This window comes from Kitasatospora sp. NPDC090091, from assembly GCF_044747365.1.
Lineage (GTDB): Bacteria > Actinomycetota > Actinomycetes > Streptomycetales > Streptomycetaceae > Kitasatospora.
In genome coordinates this window covers 313,109-330,210 of the sequence record NZ_JBIVDY010000010.1, presented here as the reverse complement: position 1 = coordinate 330,210, position 17,102 = coordinate 313,109, and the positions used below count along the sequence as shown (strand labels likewise).

The 17,102-nt window shown below is 72.8% G+C and carries 15 protein-coding genes; 3 read left to right on the top strand and 12 right to left on the bottom strand.

The window, feature by feature from the left end:
- Positions 1 to 520 precede the first annotated feature (520 nt).
- Positions 521 to 1,789 carry a tyrosine--tRNA ligase gene (gene tyrS / locus ACIPSC_RS20020; RefSeq protein WP_400827193.1) on the bottom strand — a complete coding sequence of 423 codons (1,269 nt, stop codon included), beginning with the start codon at positions 1,787 to 1,789 and terminating at the stop codon, positions 521 to 523.
- 425 nt (positions 1,790 to 2,214) lie between these two features.
- Between tyrS and ACIPSC_RS20015 the strand changes: the two genes are divergently transcribed.
- Positions 2,215 to 2,748 carry an HNH endonuclease gene (locus ACIPSC_RS20015; protein WP_395293841.1) on the top strand — a complete coding sequence of 178 codons (534 nt, stop codon included), beginning with the start codon at positions 2,215 to 2,217 and terminating at the stop codon, positions 2,746 to 2,748.
- Between the two features lie 96 nt (positions 2,749 to 2,844).
- On the opposite strand, the gene ACIPSC_RS20010 is transcribed toward ACIPSC_RS20015, so the two are convergent.
- The 7 genes from ACIPSC_RS20010 to ACIPSC_RS19980 all read right to left on the bottom strand — a co-directional run bounded on the left by ACIPSC_RS20010 (position 2,845) and on the right by ACIPSC_RS19980 (position 9,187).
- A complete protein-coding gene (locus tag ACIPSC_RS20010; RefSeq protein ID WP_400827172.1) occupies positions 2,845 to 4,884 on the bottom strand; it encodes a PQQ-binding-like beta-propeller repeat protein in 2,040 nt (679 codons plus the stop codon).
- Positions 4,885 to 5,037: 153 nt separating this feature from the next.
- Positions 5,038 to 5,340, bottom strand: a complete 303-nt coding sequence (locus ACIPSC_RS20005) for a 4a-hydroxytetrahydrobiopterin dehydratase (protein ID WP_400827171.1) — start codon at positions 5,338 to 5,340, stop codon at positions 5,038 to 5,040.
- 52 nt (positions 5,341 to 5,392) lie between these two features.
- Positions 5,393 to 5,557, bottom strand: coding sequence for a DUF1272 domain-containing protein (locus ACIPSC_RS20000; protein ID WP_400827192.1), 165 nt, complete (start codon positions 5,555 to 5,557; stop codon positions 5,393 to 5,395).
- Between the two features lie 103 nt (positions 5,558 to 5,660).
- Positions 5,661 to 6,419: a sulfite exporter TauE/SafE family protein gene (locus ACIPSC_RS19995; RefSeq protein WP_400827170.1), complete on the bottom strand. Its 759-nt coding sequence runs from the start codon at positions 6,417 to 6,419 to the stop codon at positions 5,661 to 5,663.
- Positions 6,420 to 6,698: 279 nt separating this feature from the next.
- Positions 6,699 to 7,745, bottom strand: coding sequence for an SPFH domain-containing protein (locus ACIPSC_RS19990; protein WP_400827168.1), 1,047 nt, complete (start codon positions 7,743 to 7,745; stop codon positions 6,699 to 6,701).
- Between the two features lie 10 nt (positions 7,746 to 7,755).
- Positions 7,756 to 8,178 carry an NfeD family protein gene (locus ACIPSC_RS19985; protein ID WP_400827166.1) on the bottom strand — a complete coding sequence of 141 codons (423 nt, stop codon included), beginning with the start codon at positions 8,176 to 8,178 and terminating at the stop codon, positions 7,756 to 7,758.
- Between the two features lie 217 nt (positions 8,179 to 8,395).
- Positions 8,396 to 9,187 (bottom strand): ABC transporter ATP-binding protein, encoded by a 792-nt coding sequence (locus ACIPSC_RS19980; RefSeq protein WP_238863235.1) that lies wholly within the window; start codon positions 9,185 to 9,187, stop codon positions 8,396 to 8,398.
- 148 nt (positions 9,188 to 9,335) lie between these two features.
- Between ACIPSC_RS19980 and ACIPSC_RS19975 the strand changes: the two genes are divergently transcribed.
- Complete coding sequence (locus ACIPSC_RS19975; RefSeq protein ID WP_400827165.1) at positions 9,336 to 10,139, top strand: hypothetical protein; 804 nt, start codon at positions 9,336 to 9,338, stop codon at positions 10,137 to 10,139.
- A 25-nt stretch (positions 10,140 to 10,164) separates the two neighbouring features.
- Here the strand turns inward: ACIPSC_RS19975 and ACIPSC_RS19970 are convergent, their stop codons facing one another.
- The 3 genes from ACIPSC_RS19970 to ACIPSC_RS19960 form a co-directional block, all read right to left on the bottom strand.
- Positions 10,165 to 10,821, bottom strand: a complete 657-nt coding sequence (locus ACIPSC_RS19970) for a response regulator (RefSeq protein WP_400827163.1) — start codon at positions 10,819 to 10,821, stop codon at positions 10,165 to 10,167.
- The gene (locus ACIPSC_RS19965) at positions 10,814 to 11,971 is read right to left on the bottom strand and encodes a GAF domain-containing sensor histidine kinase (RefSeq protein WP_400827191.1); all 1,158 of its coding nucleotides are present in this window, start codon (positions 11,969 to 11,971) and stop codon (positions 10,814 to 10,816) included. Before ACIPSC_RS19965 ends, ACIPSC_RS19970 begins: the two co-directional genes overlap by 8 nt.
- A 236-nt stretch (positions 11,972 to 12,207) precedes the next feature.
- A complete protein-coding gene (locus ACIPSC_RS19960) occupies positions 12,208 to 14,781 on the bottom strand; it encodes an FHA domain-containing protein (RefSeq protein ID WP_400827162.1) in 2,574 nt (857 codons plus the stop codon).
- A 298-nt stretch (positions 14,782 to 15,079) separates the two neighbouring features.
- Between ACIPSC_RS19960 and serB the strand changes: the two genes are divergently transcribed.
- Positions 15,080 to 16,342: a phosphoserine phosphatase SerB gene (gene serB / locus ACIPSC_RS19955; RefSeq protein WP_400827160.1), complete on the top strand. Its 1,263-nt coding sequence runs from the start codon at positions 15,080 to 15,082 to the stop codon at positions 16,340 to 16,342.
- 124 nt (positions 16,343 to 16,466) lie between these two features.
- Here the strand turns inward: serB and ACIPSC_RS19950 are convergent, their stop codons facing one another.
- Positions 16,467 to 16,994, bottom strand: coding sequence for a SixA phosphatase family protein (locus ACIPSC_RS19950; RefSeq protein WP_400827159.1), 528 nt, complete (start codon positions 16,992 to 16,994; stop codon positions 16,467 to 16,469).
- Positions 16,995 to 17,102: the final 108 nt, after the last annotated feature.

The following is a 17,102-nucleotide window of genomic DNA, read 5'->3' as shown; positions in this document are numbered from 1 at the left end:
CTGTTGAGTTCTCAAGGAACGGACACTTCCTTCAGGCGGCTTTCACACCGGCCCTCCGGGCGCTTCGTTCTTTCGTGTTTCCAGCTTATCAGACGTTTTCCGCTCCGTTTTCCGGAGTTTCATTCATCCGACCCTTGCTGGCCAGGTCCGCTTTCCGCGGCGACCTCCACATTAGCGCATTCCGAGAGTTACCCGAAATTCCCGACTTTCACCGGTCGACGGGAACGCCGACCAACCCAAATGAATGGGCATCGAGTGAGAGTTGGACTTGCTGACTGTGATGATCGCTTCGGCTGGTCCGCGCCGACCTTTCGGCCGTCCAAGTACCTGCCCGCTTCCAGCGACTCGTCCAACACTAGGCCAGTCGGACGGCGGCGTCAAACACGGGGGACCGGATCTGTCCAGATCCGGTCCCCCGTGTCGTAAGCCCCAGGTCAGGGGCTATTCAGTTTCGGCCACGGCCGGTCGCGTTCACCGAGCCGGGCTCAGCCGTGCGGCGCCGTGTCCAGCCGTGCCGTGTTCAGCCGGCGGCGACCAGCTCGGCCGCGGCCAGGTTGCGCTTGCCGCGACGCAGCACCAGCCACCGGCCGTGCAGCAGATCGGCCTCGGTCGGGACCGCCTCCTCGTCCGTCACCTTGACGTTGTTGAGGTAGGCGCCGCCCTCCTTGACCGTCCGGCGGGCGGCCGAGCGGCTCGGCGCCAGGCCGACGGCGACCAGCAGGTCGACGATCGACTGGAGCTCGGTGACCTCGGCCTTCGGGACCTCCGCCAGGGCGGCGGCCAGGGTCGGGGCCTCCAGATCGGTCAGCTCGCCCTGGCCGAACAGCGCCTTGGACGCGGCGACCGCGCGCTCGTACTGGTCGGCGCCGTGCACCAGGGTGGTCAGCTCCTCGGCCAGCGCACGCTGGGCGAGGCGGGCGGCCGGGCGCTCGGCCGTCTCGCGCTCCAGCTCCTCGATCTCCTCCTTCGAGCGGAAGCTGAAGATCCGCAGGAAGTTGGAGACGTCGCGGTCGTCCGCGTTCAGCCAGAACTGGTAGAAGGCGTACGGGGTGGTCAGCTCGGGGTCGAGCCAGACCGTGCCGGACTCCGTCTTGCCGAACTTGGTGCCGTCCGCCTTGACGATCAGCGGCGTGGCCAGCGCGTGCACGGACTTGCCGTCCGCCTTGCGGATCAGGTCCGTGCCGGCGGTGAGGTTGCCCCACTGGTCGCTGCCGCCGGTCTGCAGGGTGCAGCCGTAGCGGCGGTTCAGCTCCAGGTAGTCCATGCCCTGGAGGATCTGGTAACTGAACTCGGTGTAGCTGATGCCCGCGTCGGAGTTGAGCCGTCGGGCGACGGCCTCCTTGGCGATCATGTTGTTGACGCGGAAGTACTTGCCCACGTCGCGCAGCAGGCTGATCGCGGACATCCCGGAGGTCCAGTCCAGGTTGTTGACCATGCGCGCCGCGTACGGACCCTCGAAGTCGAGGAAGCGCGAGATCTGGCCACGCAGGCGGTCGACCCAGGCGGCCACCGTCTCGGGGTCGTTGAGGACGCGCTCGGCGGTGGGCTTCGGGTCGCCGATCAGACCGGTGGCGCCGCCGACCAGGCCGAGCGGGAGGTTGCCGGCCTGCTGGATGCGGCGCATGGTGAGGATCTGCACCAGGTTGCCGAGGTGCAGGCTGGGGGCCGTCGGGTCGAAGCCGCAATAGAACGTGACCGGGCCGTCCGCGAACGCCTTGCGCAGTGCGTCCTCGTCGGTGGACAGGGCGATCAGCCCACGCCACCGCAGCTCGTCGACGATGTCCGTCACGGTCACGCTTCTCCTTCGATCGGGCGTCCGCCCGCTGCGGGCCCGGTTCGGTCGGGCCCCGGTACGGAACGACTCCAGCGTGTAGAGCCTACGCGGTCCCGGCCAGCGAGTTTCCGCGGAGGCGGCCGGTCGGAGTCCGCCGGCCCCGCTCGACCGGCCCGCGCACCGCCCGCCGACCCGCGCGCACCGCGGGTGTCCCCCGCGCCGACGGCACGGCCACCGGCCCTCCGCCGCACCGCCCCCGCATCGCCACAGGTCCGCCGCCGCTCCGCCACCGCGCGGCCACCGCCCTTGTCCGACACCGGAAATTCCGTTGTTCGTCGGCCCGGAGCCCCTTCAGAGTGGTCCCACCGCCGCGCGGCGGCAGTGACGTGTGTGGAGACGGTCGTGCCGCCGTGGCACGCCCGCGGAAAGGGTTGGCCGAGGTGCGCAGCACGCTGGTTCTGAATGCAAGCTACGAGCCCCTGACGACGGTGTCGCTCCAGCGTGCCGTCGTCCTGGTACTCCAGGACAAGGCAGTGGTGGAGCAGGCGCATCCGTTGCGCACGGTCCGCGGTACGGGGGTGACCGTACCGGTGCCCCGGGTGATCAGACTGCAACGGTACGTACGGGTTCCTTTCCGACAACAGGCTCCGTGGTCGCGTCGCGGTGTTCTGGTCCGTGACCAGCACCTCTGCGCCTACTGCGGGCGCCGGGCCACCACGGTGGACCACCTGCAGCCGAAGTCGCGCGGTGGGGCGGACAGCTGGATGAACACCGTCGCCGCGTGCGCCGAGGACAACCAGCGCAAGGCCGACCGGACGCCGGAGCAGGCGGGGATGCGGCTGCTGCGCAAGCCGTTCGTGCCGACGCCGCAGGCCACCCTGATGATGGCGCTGGGCCTGCGCGGCTCGGAGGTCCGGGAGCTGGCCGACTGGCTCCCGGCGGCCCCGATGGCGCCCGCGCCCTCCGCCGCCTAGCGGACGCGCGGACGCCGGAACGCCGCGACACCGGAACGCCGCGACACCGGAACGCCGCGAGGCCGCGGTGCGAACCGTGCCGCCGGGTACCGGGCCTCAGCCCTTGGCCTGGTACCCGGACGCGGTGCCGAAGTTGGCCGCGTGCTCGGGCACCGCGACGACCTGGCCGCCGCCGATCAGCACCCGGCCGGAGACCAGCAGTGAGCCGGTGCCCTGCGGGAAGTTGCCGCCCACGCTCTCCTGGCCGCCGGCCAGGGCGAAGCGGCTGAGGTGGGCGGGCTGGTCGCGGCGCTCGTCGACGGCGAGCAGCAGCGCGCTGCCGTCGACGCCGACCGCGCGGACCTCGCCCTTCTCGCTCGCGGCGGTCTTCCAGCGCTGCTGCCCGGTGTCCAGGTCGTAGCCGACCACCGCGACCGGGCCGCCGGCGTTCGCCGGGACCAGCATGGTCACCATCGTCCGGTCCTGGAAGAACACCCCGGGCGTGGCCGAGAACGTTCCGTGGCCGACGTCCAGCCGGCCCTCCCCCGCGGCGACCGGGATCTCGGCGGCCGGGTCGCCGGAGGCGCCCCAGGCGAACACCTTGTCGTCGGTGGGCTTCTCGCCGGTGGTGAGGACGACGGCCGGTTCGGCGGAGAGCACGCTCACGGTCTTCGGCTGGTTGTTCAGGCCGCGCCACCAACTCACCTTGCCGTCGGCGGTGTTGAGCGAGACGGCCTGGTCGACGGGGGTGGAGTCGGCGCAGCTGCTGGCGATCACCACGGTCTTGCCGGCGACGCCGCCGGAGAGGCTGCAGAACTTGCCCTGGCCGGTGTACTGCCAGACGTCTTTGCCGTCGGCGGACTCCCAGGCCACGGCGCGGTCGTCGCCGACGGCGATCACCTTGTCCTCGGTGACGCCGACGTGGGCGGTGTAGGTGCCCTTGGCGTCGGTGACGGACTTGGTCCAGGCGGTCTTGCCGGTCTTGGTGTCGACGGCGACCACCGAGGTGCACGGGCTCTTCGGGTCGGCCTGGGTCCGGAACAGTGCCGCGCCGACGCCGGCCGCGTTGACGCTCGGGGACAGCCCGCACGGGACGGCCCCGGCGGCCGGCGGTTCGACCGACCAGGTGGGCTTGCCGTCCGCCCGGTCGTAGGCGCGGACGCCGGTGGCGTCGGCGCGCACCACCGCGTCGGACAGCAGCCAGCTGCCGACCAGGGTGTCGTCGGTGCCGGGCTGGAGAGCGGCGGCCGGCTGGGCCGACCAGGCCCTGGTGTGGGCGACGGCGAAGCCCGGCTCGCTGCCGGTGGCGTCGGCGGAGTCGGTGCCACCGTCCTCGGTGGCCACCAGCAGGGCCGCGGCGAGCAGCACGCCGAGCGCGGCGACGCCCGCTCCCGCGCGGATCGCCAGGGACCGCCGGCTCGGCGCGTGCTCGGCGGAGACCACCGAGTCGGCGGCGGCCCGGGCCCTGGCCGCGAGGCCGGTCCGGCCGTTCTCGGTGCGGTCCGGCCCGGCGACCGGCTCGGTCGAGCCGCCGGAACCGCGCTCACCGCCGGCGTCGGCGCCCCGGGCCAGGCTCTCGTCGGCGTCCCGGTCGGCGTCCTCGTCGACGTCCGCCGGCGGCTCGGACTCCTGCTCGGGGTCGGAGCACAGGTAGCCGTCGGCGGAGTACTCGGCGCCCGCCGGGGCGTACAGGCCGGCCCCGGCCGGCTGCTGCGGGGCGGCGTAGTCCGCGTACTGCTGCTGTTGCTGCTGCTCGTAGTCGGTGTACTGGTAGTACGGCTGCTGGCCGCCGTAGACACCCTGTCCGTAGACCGTCTGCCCGTACCCGGTCTGCCCGTCCGCGGCCGCGTAGTCGGCCGAGCCGTGGCCGGCCGTTCCGTAGCCCTGCTCGCCGTAGCCGCCCTGCCCGTACGCCGCGTTCCCGTAGGCGGACCCGTTCCCGTACGAGGACCCGTTCCCGTAGGCGTCCTGTCCGTTCCCGTACCCGGCACCGCTTCCGTGCCCGGCGCTCTCCCCGTACCCGGTGCCGGCCTCGTGCGGCCCGCTCCCCTGCCAGGGCTGCTGCTCCGGGTCGGCCGCGGGCCAGTCCTGCCGGTGGTCGGTCTGCTGCGGGTACCAGGGCTGCTGCTGGGCGCCGCCGAGGGGATCCTGAGCCATCCGTTCCGTCCCTCCCGCCGCCCGCCGTGGAGGGGCCAGCATCTCACGCCACCCGGAGCGTCCCGTTCCGCCCTGGGAGAAGGGGAGCGGGACACCGCACGGGGGAGGACGGGCGCGCGGACGGGACGGAACCGGGGCCGGACCGCCCCGCGGTCAGGCGGATTCGGCGCGCAGGGCCGTGTCGATGCGTGCGGCGAGGGTGAAGTCGAGGGCGGTCAGGCCGCCGGCGCTGTGCGTGGAGAGGGCGAACCGCAGGGTGCGCCAGCGGATGTCGATGTCGGGGTGGTGGTCCATCGTCTCGGCCTCCTCGGCGACGGCGACGACCACCCGGATCGCCGCCGGGAAGTCCCGTGCGTCGGCGGTGCGGGTGATGGTGTCGCCGTCCCGGGTCCACTCCGGCAGGCCGGCCATGGCGGCCGCGATCTCGTCCTCGGTCAGGCGTGCTCTGCTGCTCATCGGACCGCTCCCGTGGGTCGGAGTGTTGGGTGGCCCCGCCCGCGGCGGAGCGTCAGGCCTTCCGGCGTGGACGTGGCACCAGTTCACCGCCGCAGTTGGGGCAGCGGCCGGCCATGGCGCCGGTGCAGTCCGGACAGAAGGTGCACTCGTAGGAGCATATGGAGGCGGGGCCGTCCGCGGTCAGCGACACCTCGCAGCGCTCGCAGATCTCACGCATCTCCAGTGCCATGACGTCCTCCGGGGTCGGTCGGTACAACGGTGCGACGGTGCATCGGTCAGGTGCACCGATCGGGGCGTGACGGTCGGGGCGTGGCGGTCGATCAGTTGATCAGCAGCTTGGTGACGGCGACCAGGCCGACCACCACGATGACGCCCCGCAGCACCGGCGCCGACAGTTTGCGGCCCACCTTGGCCCCGACCAGGCCGCCGACCAGCGAGCCCGCCGCGATCAGGCCGGCGGCGGCCCAGTCGACCGTCGCGGTGAAGAGGAAGAAGAGGGCGGCGACGGCATTGACGATCATCGCCAGGGCGTTCTTCACCGCGTTGATCCGCTGCAGCTCCTCCTGGAGCAGCATGCCCATCAGGGCCAGCAGCAGGACGCCCTGGGCGGCGCCGAAGTAGCCGCCGTAGATGCCGGTGAGGAACACGCCGGCGAGCAGTGCGGCACCGCCGTCCGGGTCGCCGCCGGGGCGGCGGCGGGCGGCCACCGCCTTGGCCACCCGTGGCTGGATCACGACCAGCACGAGGGCCAGCAGGATCAGCACCGGGACGATCGCGTCGAAGGCGGCGCTCGGCAGTTCGATCAGCAGCACCGCGCCGACCAGCCCGCCGAGCAGCGAGGCGGTGCCGAGGCGCAGCAGCCGGCGGCCCTGGTCGGCCAGCTCGCGCCGGTAGCCGATCACGCCGCTGAGTGAACCGGGCACCAGGCCGAAGGAGTTGGAGACGTTGGCGGTGACCGGCGGGATGCCGACGGCGAGCAGGACGGGGAACGTGATCAGGGTTCCGGAGCCGACGATCACGTTGATCATCCCGGCTCCGACGCCCGCCGCCAGGACGGCGATCGCCTCCCAGAGCGTCATGGGCCACCTCTCGTCTCGGTCCTGTCCGAGGCGATCATGCCGGACCGCGGGCGGGGCCCACCAGACCCGCCCATCATTCGGGACGCACGCCACATGCCCGCCGCACACCGGGTCCGCACACCGCGCCCGCACACCGGGCCCACACGCCCGGCCGGGAAGGCGGGCGTCCGCAGGAACGGCGACGGGCCCGCCCCCGAATGGGAGCGGGCCCGCGCCGCACGGGCGGTCGGCCGGTCGGGCAGCCGGCGGGTCAGGCAGTGAACCGGCCGGTCGGACCGGTCACTCCGGGTCGATCTTGCGGTACTCGCGGGCCGGGTCGACCCGGGGCCGGGCGGCACCCTTGGTGTCGGTGTCCAGCGGACGCGGACCGGCCGCCGGGTCCAGCGGCACCTGGGTGGCGGCCGGTGCGGCGGCGCTGGGGGCCGCGACCGCCCCGCCGTTCACGCCGCCGTTGCCGGTCAGGCCGGTGAAGGCGCCGCCGAGGCCCTTGAGCGCGTCGCCGACCTCGCTCGGGATGATCCAGAGCTTGTTCGAGTCGCCCTTGGCCAGCTCGGGCAGGGTCTGCAGGTACTGGTAGGCGAGCAGCTTCTGGTCGGCGTCGCCGTCGTGGATGGCCTCGAAGACGGTCCGGATCGCGGCGGCCTCACCGTCGGCGCGGAGCACCGCGGCCTGGGCCTCACCCTCGGCCTTGAGCACCTCGGCCTGCTTCTCACCCTCGGCCTTGAGGATTTGCGCCTGCCGCTGGCCCTCGGCGGTGAGGATCGCGGCGCGCTTGTCGCGGTCGGCGCGCATCTGCTTCTCCATCGAGTCCTGGATGGAGGTCGGCGGCTCGATCGCCTTCAGCTCGACGCGGTTGACGCGGATGCCCCACTTGCCGGTGGCCTCGTCCAGCACGCCGCGCAGGCCGGCGTTGATGACCTCGCGGGAGGTCAGGGTGGACTCCAGGTCCATCGAGCCGATGATGTTGCGCAGCGTGGTGACGGTCAGCTGCTCGATCGCCTGGATGTAGCTGGCGACCTCGTAGGTGGCGGCGCGCGCGTCGGTGACCTGGTAGTAGATGACCGTGTCGATGTTGACGACCAGGTTGTCCTGGGTGATCACCGGCTGCGGCGGGAACGGCACGACCTGCTCGCGCAGGTCGATCCGGTTGCGCACGCGGTCGATGAACGGGACGACGATGTTCAGCCCCGCGTTGAGCGTCCGGGTGTAGCGGCCGAAGCGCTCCACGATCGCGGCGCTGGCCTGAGGGATGACCTGAATCGTCTTGATCAGCGCGATGAATGCCACCACGACCAGGACGACCAGGACGATAAGGACGGGTTCCACGGACTCTCCCCTAGACGACCAGGGCGGTCGCGCCCTGGATTTCGACGACGTCGACCTGCTGCCCCGGCTGGTACACACTGCCGGGGTGGAGCGCGCGGGCCGACCAGATCTCGCCGTTGAGCTTGATCCGTCCGCCCTCCCCGTCGACGGTTTCCGCGACGACCGCGGTGGCGCCCTGGAGCGCCTCGATGCCCATCTTGATCTGCGGGCCCTTCTGCAACTGCCGGTAGGCGATCGGCCTCACCACCACCAGCAGCCCGGTCGAGACCGCAACGAAGGCCAGCACCTGCCACACCACGTCGGCCCCCAGTCCGGCCAGGCCGGCGGCGGCGAGCGCACCGACCGCGAACATGGCGAACTCCGGCATCGCGGTGAGCACCAGCGGTATGCCGAGGCCGACGGCGGCCAGGAGCCACCAGATCCAGCTGTCCACATGTCCATCCTAGGGAGGGCGGGCCTTCGAGGCGGACAGTTCCCGCAGGTGGAGGGGCGGAAACCGGTCGCGCGTGCGACCGGTTCCGGATCGGCGGCGTTCGGCGCCCCGACGCGGGCCGGGGAGGGGGCCCGCGGGGGCGCCGCGAGGTCGCTCGGGAGTGCGGGCGGGGCGCGCCGACGGCCGGTCAGCGGCCCCGGCGGGGCCCGGCGGTGGCTCAGCCGAGCGGCAGGCCCTGGGCCGACCAGCGGTCGCCGTGGCGCTCCAGGGTGAGCGGCAGGCCGAAGCACTTCGACAGGTTGCGCGCGGTCAGCTCGGTGTCGATCGGGCCGGCGGTGAGCACCTTGCCCTGGCGGATCATCAGGACGTGGGTGAAGCCGGGGGCGATCTCCTCGACGTGGTGGGTGACCATCGCCATGGCCGGCGCGAACTCGTCCTGGGCCAGCGCGCCGAGGCGGCGCACCAGGTCCTCGCGGCCGCCGAGGTCGAGGCCGGCGGCGGGCTCGTCCAGCAGCAGCAGCTCGGGGTCGGTCATCAGGGCGCGGGCGATCAGGGTGCGCTTGCGCTCGCCCTCGGAGAGGGTGCCGAACTTGCGGGCGGTCATGCCGGCCATGCCGAGGCGGTCCAGCAGGGCCAGCGCGCGGGACTCGTCGGACTGCTCGTACTTCTCCTGCCAGCTGACCGTCATGCCGTACGCGGCGGTGAGCACCGTCTGCAGGACGGTCTGCTCGGCCGGCAGCTTGTCGAACATGGCCGCGCCGGCCAGGCCGATCCGGGAGCGCAGCTCGAAGACGTCGATCTCGCCGAGCTTCTCGCCCAGGATGGTCACCTTGCCGGCGGTCGGGAACAGGTACGAGGAGGCGATCTGCAGCAGGGTGGTCTTGCCGGCGCCGTTGGGGCCGAGGATCACCCAGCGCTCGCCCTCGGAGATGGACCACGAGACCTGGTCGACCAGCGCGCGCTCCTCCCGGACCACGGATACGTCCACCAGCTCCAGCACGTCGCTCATGCCTACGCCTTCCCCAAAACAGAAATCACGGCCGTCGGTGCGGGCGGGCAGCCTACCCCGGCGGCCGGGTGGCACGGAGTGGGTGCGCCGCACACGCATGGGCAAACCTACGCCACGCGGATGACCGCCGATTCCGTAGGCTGGCCGGATGCTCTCGACTCCTGCCGACAATCCGTACGAAGAGCCCCGTTCGGGGCGGCTCACCGCCTGGGGCAACGCCCTGCTGGCCGGGCTGGCGGCGCCCGACAATGCCGCCGCGGCCGTCCTCGGGGCGGACGAGAGCCACCGGGTGACCGGGCTGCCCGGGGACGCGCCGGGCGAGCAGCACGGGCTGACCTGGGCGCTGGGGCGGCTTCGGGTGCTGGGTGTGAAGGGCCTGCGGCTGGCCCTGCCGACGGCCGGGCACCCGCTGGGGCTGACCGGCCCGGCGCCGTTCAACGAGCGCGCGATGGGCGCGGGCGAGGCGGTGCTGGCGGTCGGGGTGCCGCTCGGGCTGGTGCCGGAGATCGAGGTCTTCGGCCCGGCCGGGGACCGCTCGGCGACGGTGCTGTGGCGGTGCTCCGAGGTGAACGACGCGCCGCCGGCCGACGTGCCGTCGCTGCACGAGGCCGAGCGCGAGCTGGCGGACGGGCTGCGCGAGGCGACCGTCCTGCTCGCCCGGCTCGACGTGGCCGGTGCCGGGCCGGAGGCGCTGCGCGCGCTGGACGCGTACCGGCGGCGCGGCCACGCCGAGCTGCTGGCCCCCGGCTACCCGCCGCGGGCCGTGCGCGTGCTGGAGTCGGCCCGGCAGGTGTCGGCGCTGCTGTCGATCGCCTCGGGCGGCCACGGCGCAGCCGTCAGCGCGTCCGAGATGGCGGCTCGGCAGTCCGTCCTGGCGCCGCTGTGGCGCACCGCCCGGCGGGCCCAGGTGGCCGCCTACAACGCCCTCGTCGACGAGCGCGAGGACCGCTGACAGCAGAGTCGCCGTGCGGGTGGTGCTATGTCTCCCGCACGGCGCCGTTGCGCACGGCCCACAGCGCCGCCTGGGTCCGGTCCGCGAGGTCCAGCTTCATCAGGATGTTGGAGACGTGCGTCTTCACCGTCTTCTCCGACAGGTGCAGGCTCCGGGCGATCTCCCGGTTGGAGCGGCCGTCGGCGAGGTGGCCGAGGACTTCGCGCTCGCGCTCGGTCAGGCTGCCGCCGCGCCCCTGCGGCGGGCGGGGACCGTCGTCGGCGAGCAGGGCCTCGGCCAGCTCGGGCTGGAGCAGCACGTGGCCGGCGTGGACCGAGCGGATGGCGCCGGCCAGCGCCTCCGGGTCGACGTCCTTGTACACGTAGCCGGCGGCGCCGGCCCGCAGGGCGGGGACCATCGTGCGGTGCTCGGTGAAGCTGGTGACGATCAGGATCCGGGCCCGGCTGCCCTCGCCCTTGAGCGTGCGCAGCGCCTCGATGCCGTCGACGCCGGGCATCTTGAGGTCCATCAGGACGACGTCCGGGTCGAGCTCTCGGGCCCGCTCGACGCCCTCGGCGCCGTCGGCGGCCTCACCGACCACCTCGATGTCGTCCTGCACCTCCAGGAAGGTGCGCAGGCCGCGGCGGACCACCTGGTGGTCGTCGACCAGCAGGACGCGGATCGACGGCGTGGTGTCAGGCACCGGGGACCTCCATCTCGACGAGCGTCCCCCGGCCGGGGGCCGAGTCCAGGGTGAGTGTGCCGCCGACGGCGGCGGCGCGGTCGCGCATCGAGGCCAGGCCGAGGTGGCGGCCGGCCCGGCGGACCGACTCGGGGTCGAAGCCGCGGCCGTCGTCGCGCACCCGCAGGACGGCGCCGCGCGCGGGGGTGCCGGCCAGGGTGACGGTGACGCGCCGGGCGTCGGCGTGGCGCAGCGCGTTGTGCAGGGCCTCCTGGGCGACCCGCAGCAGCGCCGCCTCCTGGGCCGGGGGCAGGGCGCGGACGCCGTCCGCGGCGAAGGCGACGTCGGCGGTGTGGGCGCGGTCGAGGACCTGCACCTGGGAGGCGAGGGTGGCGCTGAGGCCGTCCTCCTCCAGCGCGGCGGGGCGCAGTTCGACGACGACGGCGCGCAGTTCGTCGGCGGCCTCGGCGGCGAGCCGGGCGACCTCGGCGAGTTCGGCGCGGGCGCGGGCCGGGTCGCGGTCGACCAGCTTGGCGGCGGCCTGGGCGGTGAGGCGCAGCGAGAAGAGCTTCTGCGAGACGGCGTCGTGCAGGTCGTGGGCGATCCGGGCGCGCTCGCCGGCCAGGGTGAGTTCGCGGCTGCGCTCGTAGAGGCGGGCGTTGGAGAGGGCGAGGGCCGCGTGGGCGGCGAGTATCCGCAGCAGCTCCTCGTCGTGGTCGGTGAAGAGCCCGCCGCCGCGCTTGTTGGCGAGGAAGATGACGCCCATGACCTGCGGCTCGTCCTCGGCGGCGTCGGTGTCCAGGATCGGCATGCCGAGGAAGGCGTCCATCTCCGGGTGGGCGGCGGGCCAGCCGCCGAAGGAGGGGGCGCGGCGGACGTCGGTGAGCCGGGTGGGGCCGGTCTCGTGCAGCATCGTGGCGAGGACGCCGTGCTGACGGGGCAGCGGGCCGATGGCCTTCCACTGCTCGTCGGTGATGCCGTCGACGACGAACTGGGCGAAGCCGCCGTGGTCGTCGGGCACGCCGAGGGCGGCGTACTCGGCGCCGAGCAGGCCGCGGGCAGAGGCGGTGATCCGGCGCAGGACCTCGCGCACCTCCAGGTGGCGGCTCATCGCGAGCAGGGCCCGGCTGACCGCCTCGATGCCGGCCAGGCAGGGGTCGCAGGCGGGCATCGGACCGCCGGAGGGCGGGCCGACCCGGAGGTGGGCGGTGGGCGGGGTGGGCATACCGCCAACGTACCGCCGCCCGCCCGCCGCCCGCTTCGGTCGGGGGACGTGCGGGGCGCAGGACCGCAGACCTAGGCCGTGGGCCCTCCGAGGAGCTGCGGGCCTCCGGGGACGGGAACGCCGAGGGGCGGCCCTCCCCGTCGCCGGGAAGGGCCGCCCCTGGTGTGCGAGCGGTGAAGGGCTCAGCCCTTCTGCATGACCTCGGGCTCGTGGCGGCGCTGCAGGCGCGTGATGATGACGCCGAGGACGATCGAGATCACCACCAGTGCGCCGGCGTCGATCAGCAGCTGGGCGATGCTGTGGTCCCACAGCGGGTCGTAGTCGGGGTGGTTGAAGTCCTTGTTCCACGGACCGAGCAGGTGCGAGAGGTCCAGCGTGGTGGCGACCATGCCGGTGCCCCAGCGGGCCGGCATCAGCCAGGCGACCTGCTCCAGACCGGGCTTGCTGAAGATCTGGAAGAGGCAGCCGGTGAAGACGACCTGGACGATGGCGAACATGACCAGCAGCGGCATGGTCTTCTCGGCGGTCTTGACCAGCGCGGAGATCATCAGGCCGAACATCATCGCGGCGAAGCTCAGCAGGATCATGCCGATGGTCATCTCGATGATCGGCAGGTCCTTGACGATCAGACCGTGCGCGGGGAGCTTGCGCGGCAGGAAACCGACGGCGGAGATGATCGCGCCCTGGATCACGCTGAAGACACCCAGCACGATGATCTTGGACATCATGTACGCCGAGCGGGAGAGCCCGGTGGCTCGTTCTCGCTCGTAGATCGCCCGCTCCTTGATCAACTCGCGGACCGAGTTGGCCGCGCCGGAGAAGCAGGCGCCGATCGCCAGGATCAGCATGATCGTCGCGGCCCCGCTGTTGATCCCGAGCTGGTTCTTCGGGTTCGGTGCCAGGCCCGCCGCATTGGGGATCAGCACGCTGACCGCGCCGATGACCGCGGGCAGCAGCACCGACAGCGCGAGGAAGCCGCGGTCCGAGGCGAGCACGGACATGTAGCGCCGCATCAGCGTCCACAGCTGGGAGCCCCAGCTCTGCGGCTTCGGCGGCCGGACGGCCTCCTGGGCCACCTGCACGTGCTGCACCTCGCCCGCCTCGACGGTGGGGGCGGAGTACTGCTGGTAGTGCACCGAACCGCGGTAGCGGCCGGCCCAGTCGTGGTCCGGGTAGTTCTCGAAGGCCTGGAAGACGTCGGCCCAGGTCTCGTACCCGAAGAAGTGCAGCGCCTCGTCCGGCGGGCCGAAGTAGGCCACCGAGCCGCCCGGCGCCATCACCAGCAGCCGGTCGCAGAGCGCGAGTTCGGCCACCGAGTGGGTGACGACCAGGATGGTGCGGCCGTCGTCGGCGAGGCCGCGCAGCATCTGCATGACCTCGCGGTCCATGCCCGGGTCGAGGCCCGAGGTGGGCTCGTCCAGGAAGATCAGCGACGGCTTGGTGAGCAGCTCCAGGGCGACCGAGACGCGCTTCTGCTGGCCGCCGGAGAGTGCGGTGATCTTGTTGTCGGCGCGCTTGTCCAGGCGCAGCTCGTACAGCACCTCGTCGATCCGGGCCTCGCGCTCGCGGGCCTCGGTGTCGCCGGGGAAGCGCAGCCGGGCCGCGTACTTGAGGCCGGTGCGGACGGTCAGCTCCTTGTGCAGGATCTCCGACTGCGGCACCAGGCCGATGCGCGAGCGCAGCTCGGCGAACTGCTTGTAGAGGTTGCGGCCGTCGTAGAGGACGTCGCCGCGGTCGGCCGGGCGGTAGCCGGTGAGGGCGCGCAGCAGGGTCGACTTGCCGGAGCCGGACGGGCCGATGACCGCGACCAGGGACTTCTCCGGGACGCCGAAGCTGACGTCGTTGAGCAGGACCTTCTTGCCGCTCTTGAAGTCGACCTCGACGGTCAGGTGGCGGGCCGAGAAGGAGACGGCGCCGGTGTCGACGAACTCCTGCAGCTGGTCGCCGACCAGGACGAAGCTGGAGTGACCGACGGTCAGGCGGTCCTGCGGACCCATCAGCTGACGCTGGACGCGCTGGCCGTTGAGGAAGATGCCGTTGTGGCTGCCGAGGTCGACGATCTCGTAGCGGCCGTCGGGCAGCTGGCGCAGCTCGGCGTGGTGGCGGGAGACCTGGAGGTCGGAGACCACGATGTCGTTGTCGAGCGCGCGACCGATCCGGACGGTGTTCATCCCGGCGGTCAGGCTGCGGATCATCGTGGGCTGCGGGCCGCCGTCGTGCCGCGGGGCCTGCTGCGGGAAGGCGCCGTGCTGCGGGGCCTGTTCGGGGAAGCCCTGCTGCTGCGGGAAGGGCTGCTGCTGGCCGCCCCACTGCTGCTGGGCCTGCGGCGGGAACGGCTGCTGCTGCGCGGGCGGCTGCTGCTGGGCCCACGGCTGCTGCGCGGGCGCCTGCTGCTGCGGCCCCGGCACGTGGCTGCGGCTGGTCGCGGCCTCGTGCCAGGCGGGGGCCGGGGCGGCGGCCTGGGCCGGCGCGGAGAAGCTCAGACGCGGGCCGTTCTCGGCGTTGCCGAGGTTGACCACCGCGCCGGGGAAGAGCTGGGCCTGCTGCGTGCGGGCCCCGCCGGTGTAGGTGCCGTTGGTGCTCCCGTGGTCGTCCAGCTGCCAACCGGCCCCGTTGAAGGAGATGGTGGCGTGGTGCCAGGAAACCCGCGCGTCGTCGAACGGGAAGTCCGACTGCGGGTTGCGCCCGATGGTGTAGGACCGCCCCGGCTCCAGAGTCCGCTGCTGTCCGTTGATCTCAATGACGAGTTGCGGCACTGCGCGCCTGCCCCGCTCTCTCGGTCCCCCGATTTCGGCCCCCGACCGGGGCGATGTCCTGCAATCTGACGGGGGAATCATTCCAGCCCGCCGCCCGTTGGTGAAAGTCACCCCCGGCGACTGTGACCAGGCGGCAACGATTCGCAGACGCCCCCGCCACCGCTCCCCGATGTCACCTCTGCGCAACCACGCGGTCACCACGATCGTGCGCACACTTTCCACCACCTCCGACCCGACCGGTCCACGACGCGGACGGGTGCCGTGGCCTCGCCGGATGCCCGGTAGCGTGGGAGGCATCATGAACGCATCGCCCTTGGCCGCCGAGCCGTTCCCCGCCCCGCAGCCCCGGACCGAGGACGAGCGCACCCTGCTCGTCAAGGTGTTCGGCAAGGACCGACCCGGCATCACTGCCGGTCTCTTCGCCACGCTGGCCGGGTTCGACGTCGACGTGATCGACATCGAGCAGGTCGTCACCCGTGGCCGGATAACGCTGTGCGCCCTGGTCACCCCGCCGGCCGCCGGCGCCCCCGGTGCCGAGGGCGAGCTGCGCTCGACCGTGCACCGCTGGGCCGAGGAGCAGAAGCTCCAGGCCGAGATCATCTCCGGCATCGGCGACAACCGGCCGCGCCGCGAGGGCCGCTCGCACGTCACCGTGCTGGGCCACCCGCTGACCGCCTCGGCGGTCTCGGCGCTGACCTCGCGGATCACCGGGGCCGGCGGCAACATCGACCGCGTCTTCCGGCTGGCCAAGTACCCGGTGACGGCGGTCGAGCTGGCCGTCTCCGGTGTCGCCACCGAGCAGCTGCGCGCCGAGCTGGCCCAGGAGGCGGCCACCCAGCGGGTGGACATCGCCGTGGTGGCGGCCGGGCTGGAGCGCCGGGCCAAGCGGCTGGTGGTGATGGACGTCGACTCGACGCTGATCCAGGACGAGGTGATCGAGCTCTTCGCCGCCCACGCGGGCTGCGAGCAGGAGGTCGCCGAGGTGACGGCCGCGGCGATGCGCGGCGAGCTGGACTTCGCCGAGTCGCTGCGCGCCCGGGTGGCGTTGCTGGCCGGCCTGGACGCCTCGGTGACGGAGAAGGTGCGCACCGAGGTCCGGTTCACCCCGGGGGCGCGCACCCTGATCCGGACCCTGCAGCGGCTGGGCTTCCAGGTCGCGGTGGTCTCCGGCGGGTTCACCCAGGTCACCGACCACCTGGTCGAGCAGCTGGGCCTGGACTTCGCGGCGGCCAACACCCTGGAGGTGGTGGACGGCAGGTTCACCGGCCGGGTGGTCGGCGAGATCGTGGACCGGGCGGGCAAGGCGCGCTGGCTGGCCCGGTTCGCCGAGCAGGCCAAGGTTCCGCTGGAGCAGACGGTGGCGATCGGCGACGGCGCCAACGACCTGGACATGCTGAACGCGGCCGGGCTGGGCGTGGCGTTCAACGCCAAGCCGGTCGTCCGGGAGGCCGCCGACACCGCGGTGAACGTGCCGTTCCTGGACACCGTGCTCTACCTGCTGGGCATCACCCGCGAGGAGGTCGAGGCGGCCGACGCGCTGGACGGCACGCCGACCGAGTAGCCGCGGCCGAACGGGCGGGAGGGGCGCGCGGATGATCCGCGCGCCCCTCCCCCGTTCCGGTCGCCCCCCGGTTCCGGTCGGCCCGTCGCAGGCGCCGGGCCCGCCGCGCTCAGTCCCGCCGCGCTCAGTCCTGCGGCGTGTAGTACGAGACCAGCGCGGCCACGCCCGGTTCGACGCCCTTCCACGAGCCGCTGAAGCTGAGCACCGCGATGGCCGCGGTCGGGAAGCCGCCCAGCCGCAGGCGCTCCAGCGCGTCCCGGTCGCCCTCGTCGCCGGCCAGCACCTGGGTCAGCCCGAGCACCCCGGGGTTGTGGCCGACCAGCACCAGGTCGGCGTAGTCGTCCGAGGTCTCCTGGAGGACGGTGATGATCTCGCCGGGGCTGGCCTCGTAGATCCGCTTCTCGTACACGGTCTTGCGGGAGCGCTTGGGCAGCTCGTGCGCGGCGAGCTTCCAGGTCTCGCGCGTGCGCAGGGCGTCGGAGCAGAGCACGTAGTCGGGATTGATGCCGGAATCGGCCAGCCAGCGGCCGGCTTCCGGGGCCTGGTGGCGGCCCCGGTCGGCCAGCGGCCGCTCGTGGTCGTCGACGCCGTCGGGCCAGTCGGCCTTGGCATGGCGGAGAACGATGATCCTGCGGGGCGTGTCGGCGCTCATACCCAGCAAGCTTGGCAGAAAAGCCGCTCCGCGGCGCGATGCTCCCGGTTGCCGCCACTCGCAGGGGTGGAGGGTGCCATCATGCGCCGTTCGCCGGGACTTGGCCCG

Bases quoted from the DNA above. Each gene is read 5' to 3' on its own strand.
- ACIPSC_RS20005 (WP_400827171.1), bottom strand. From the start codon at position 5,340: ATGAGCAGCAGAGCACGCCTGACCGAGGACGAGATCGCGGCCGCCATG.
- ACIPSC_RS19965 (WP_400827191.1), bottom strand. From the start codon at position 11,971: ATGCCCGCCTGCGACCCCTGCCTGGCCGGCATCGAGGCGGTCAGCCGG.
- serB (WP_400827160.1), top strand. From the start codon at position 15,080: ATGAACGCATCGCCCTTGGCCGCCGAGCCGTTCCCCGCCCCGCAGCCC.
- ACIPSC_RS19975 (WP_400827165.1), top strand. From the start codon at position 9,336: ATGCTCTCGACTCCTGCCGACAATCCGTACGAAGAGCCCCGTTCGGGG.
- ACIPSC_RS20000 (WP_400827192.1), bottom strand. From the start codon at position 5,557: ATGCGTGAGATCTGCGAGCGCTGCGAGGTGTCGCTGACCGCGGACGGC.
- ACIPSC_RS19950 (WP_400827159.1), bottom strand. From the start codon at position 16,994: ATGAGCGCCGACACGCCCCGCAGGATCATCGTTCTCCGCCATGCCAAG.
- ACIPSC_RS19995 (WP_400827170.1), bottom strand. From the start codon at position 6,419: ATGACGCTCTGGGAGGCGATCGCCGTCCTGGCGGCGGGCGTCGGAGCC.
- ACIPSC_RS20010 (WP_400827172.1), bottom strand. From the start codon at position 4,884: ATGGCTCAGGATCCCCTCGGCGGCGCCCAGCAGCAGCCCTGGTACCCG.
- ACIPSC_RS19980 (WP_238863235.1), bottom strand. From the start codon at position 9,187: ATGAGCGACGTGCTGGAGCTGGTGGACGTATCCGTGGTCCGGGAGGAG.